We start from the raw sequence: 3,459 nt of genomic DNA on the forward strand, positions 1-3,459 counted from the left end.
AGATCGCTCATATCACCATTCGATTTTCGACCGATGAATCATGCCACTCAAAGGAAATCAATGGGTCCTGACCCTAGCCGAGAACCATCGTGACCTCGCACTCTTCAACATGGCAATCGACAGCAAACTGCGCGGTTGCGACCTGGTGAAGATGAAAGTCGTCGACGTGATGGCGTCAGGTCAAATCAAGGAACGCGCCTCTGTTCTTCAAAGCAAAACCCAGAAACCGGTGCGCTTCGAGATTTCCGAGGGCACGCGCGCCTCAGTTGAGAAATGGATGGAAGATGAACTGATGGTTGGCTCAGAGTATCTGTGGCCAGGACGCTTTCATGAGCGACTGCACATCTCGACACGTCAGTATGCGCGGATTGTCCGGAAATGGGCGACGCCGATTGGACTTGAGGCAAGTGCCTATGGAACCCATTCGATGCGGCGAACGAAGGTCACTCACATTTACAAGAAGACAGGTAACCTTCGCGCTGTTCAACGTCCGCTCGGTCATACGAAAATGGGCAGCACCGTGCGATACCTTGGGGTCGAGCTAGAGGACGCATTAGCAATCGCAGAAGCGATTGAAATCTAGGTATTTGGGCCGCTGAAGAGCGCGACCCTAAGCTGCCGTTCACCGATGAGCTTCGATGCTGCGTTGCGGCTCGCCAAAGCGGACGTCTATCGAACGTGCAGAATTTGGGATTCACAAGTGAGGCAGTGCGGACAAGGACGAAGCCCCTCGCGCGGCATTGACGCTTTTGGTTGGCGTATTGAGATGATCTGACGGTGTGGATTTTGGGAATGGGCGTGTCTGTCTGACGATTGGGGTCTCTCAATCAACAGACAGGAGGGTCCCATGACGGACACCAAGACCACGCCGCTGCGTGCGCGGATGATCGAGGACATGCGGATCAAAGGGCTGGGCGAGGGCTCTCAGAAGGCGCATATAAGGGCGGTTCGATATTTTGCAGGGTTTCTTGGCAGGTCGCCGGATACAGCCACCGCAGAAGATTTGCGGGCCTATCAGCTTCACATGGTCAACTCGAACGTCACCCCGTCGACCTACAACGTGCGGCTGGTTGGCTGCGGTTCTTTTTCGAGACGACCTGCAAGCGCCCTGAGATAAAGGACTGCCTGCACTTTCGCACGGAACCTCGGAAGCTGCCTGTCGTCTTCAGTGCTGAGGAGGTGTTCGCGATCCTCAGGGTCGCGCCCGGCCCTGGGCTGAAGTATCGGGCGGCGCTCAGCATTTCCTATGGTACCGGGCTGAGGGCGTCGGAGGTTTGCAATCTCAAGGTCAGCGATATCGATAGCGACCGCATGCTGATCCATGTCGAGCGCGGCAAAGGTGGCAAAGATCGCAAGGTCATGCTCTCGCCCGGCCTACTGGAGCTTTTGCGTGACTATTGGTGTGAGGCCCGGCCCGACGGGTGGCTCTTTCCCGGCAAGCCCCGGATCAACCCGCTGTCACCGCGCCAATTGAATCGCGCTTTCAGTGCAGCAAAACACCTGGCGGGTATCAAGAAGCCTCGCAGCACGCTGCACTCTCTGCGTCATAGCTTCGCCACGCATCTCTTGGAGGCGGGGACGGACGTGCGGGTCATTCAGGTTCTGCTGGGGCATGCGAAGCTGAGCACAACGGCGCAATACACCCATGTCGCCACCAAGCTGATCCGCGACACCGACAGCCCCTACGAGCTGTTGGCGCAGCTCCGGAACCGAAGGGTGGAGTGACGCGCGCGGGCGTTGCCGCGCCCAAAGCTGGAGGTCGCTGACATCTTCAGAGCTCACGGGGCTGCCTACCGGCGAGCCAACGCTGGGCATATGAACCTGAGCCAACTCCGTGTGATGTCGGCGATAGAAGCCTGTCGGACAGAGGCGCTCGGCGGGCATGTGGCGGCCTGCACCAAGTGCAACCACCAGCATATAGCGTACAACAGCTGCAAGAGACCATTGACCGGCAGGCGATTTGGCATCGCCAAATCTGCCGAGAGGGGGGCATTGTCCGAAGTGCCAGGGTAAGCCATTGGAGCGCCATTGGTCCGAGAGACAATGGCGAACGCAGCGCAAGACTGGATCGCGGCGCGCGCTGACGACCTGTTGCCCGCCGAGTACTTCCATGTGGTGTTCACGCTGCCAGCCGAGATCGCACGCATTGCGCTTTGGAACAAAAGGACGGTCTACGGACTGCTGTTCAAAGCATCAGCCGAGACCGTGGCAACCATCGCCGCCGATCCCAAACGCCTTGGGGCGAAGGTGGGCATGACCAGCGTGCTACACACCTGGGGCTCAGCACTCACCCATCATCCCCACATCCACATGATCGTCCCAGGTGGTGGCCTATCACCGGACGGCACAAGATGGATTGGCTGCAAGCCTGGCTTCTTTTTGCATGTGCGTGTGCTGTCGCGGCTGTTCCGGCGGCTGTTTGTCGAAGGTCTGATGGCTTTGCATCGTGCAGGACAGCTGAGGTTCTTCGGTGATCTCAGCGGATTGGCAGACGTCACTACCTTCGCCAAATGGCTGGCACCACTACGTAAGATCGACTGGGTGGTCTATGCCAAGCCACCCTTCGGCGGACCGGAGGCTGTGCTGGCATATCTGTCCCGCTACACCCACCGTGTCGCCATCTCGAACCACCGCCTTGTTCGCGCTGATGCCGACACCGTCGCGTTCAAATGGAAAGACTACAGGATCAAGCGCGGAGATAGGATGAAGATCATGCGCCTGCCGACCTTCGAGTTCATCCGCCGCTTCCTGATGCATGTGCTCCCCGACCGGTTCCACCGGATCCGCCACTACGGCTTCCTAGCCGGGGCGGGGCGCAAAGAGAAAGTCGCCCGGATCCGCACGCTGCTTGGGGACATCAAATCGGCGGAACCAGACCAACCATCGAATGAAGCGGCACCACCCCTCACATTGCGCGAGCCATGCCCCGACTGCGGCGAGCTGATGCGGATCACCGAGACATTCCGGCGTGGACAGATGCCCCGAACTCGAGCGCCACCAAGAAAGCAGGCCGCATGATGAAATGCCCGTCTCATACTCGTTCACCGGTCCGACGCTCACCGCGCCGGTCAAAGGGAGGTATTGCCTCAATGCCATCCATGCGTCGTAACGCGAGCCAAACCAAAGACAAAAGACTTACAAAGACGCCCGATAGTGACCCAAAGACCGCGCAACCGACCCTTCGATCCTCGACGACCTGCCCAAACTCAAACCGACATCGGGAACAGACGCCAGTGCTTTCCCCATAGCACCGCGCACGCATCCCACGGCTTCCAACTTGTCAGATTTGTCAACGAGGGCCATCCCGCCAAGACCAACCTAACACATTGGCCCGCATCAAAAAATCTTAGACGCTCCTGCCGTTCGCCTGCCCAAACCGAAGGTCTGCTTTGCAAGATGTGGATTCAACGGGTCGCCGCAACACACTGAGCAAACTTCTGTGCCGGTGTTTCGTATTGT

Annotated in this window: 1 protein-coding gene and 2 pseudogenes; all 3 read left to right on the plus strand. The window is 58.5% G+C overall.

Annotated features, from left to right (window positions below):
- The first annotated feature begins 40 nt into the window (after positions 1–40).
- Positions 41–583 carry a tyrosine-type recombinase/integrase gene (locus MUB52_RS23795; protein ID WP_263846648.1) on the plus strand — a complete coding sequence of 181 codons (543 nt, stop codon included), beginning with the start codon at positions 41–43 and terminating at the stop codon, positions 581–583.
- A gap of 264 nt (positions 584–847) precedes the next feature.
- Positions 848–1,725 (plus strand): annotated as a pseudogene (locus MUB52_RS23800) (tyrosine-type recombinase/integrase).
- A 12-nt stretch (positions 1,726–1,737) separates the two neighbouring features.
- Positions 1,738–3,018 (plus strand): annotated as a pseudogene (locus MUB52_RS23805) (IS91 family transposase).
- The last annotated feature ends 441 nt before the right edge of the window (positions 3,019–3,459 follow it).

The organism is Roseobacter sinensis, from assembly GCF_025755255.1.
Taxonomy (GTDB): domain Bacteria; phylum Pseudomonadota; class Alphaproteobacteria; order Rhodobacterales; family Rhodobacteraceae; genus Roseobacter; species Roseobacter sinensis.

Coding starts and splice junctions, on each gene's coding strand:
- MUB52_RS23795 (WP_263846648.1), top strand. CDS start 41: ATGCCACTCAAAGGAAATCAATGGGTCCTGACCCTAGCCGAGAACCAT.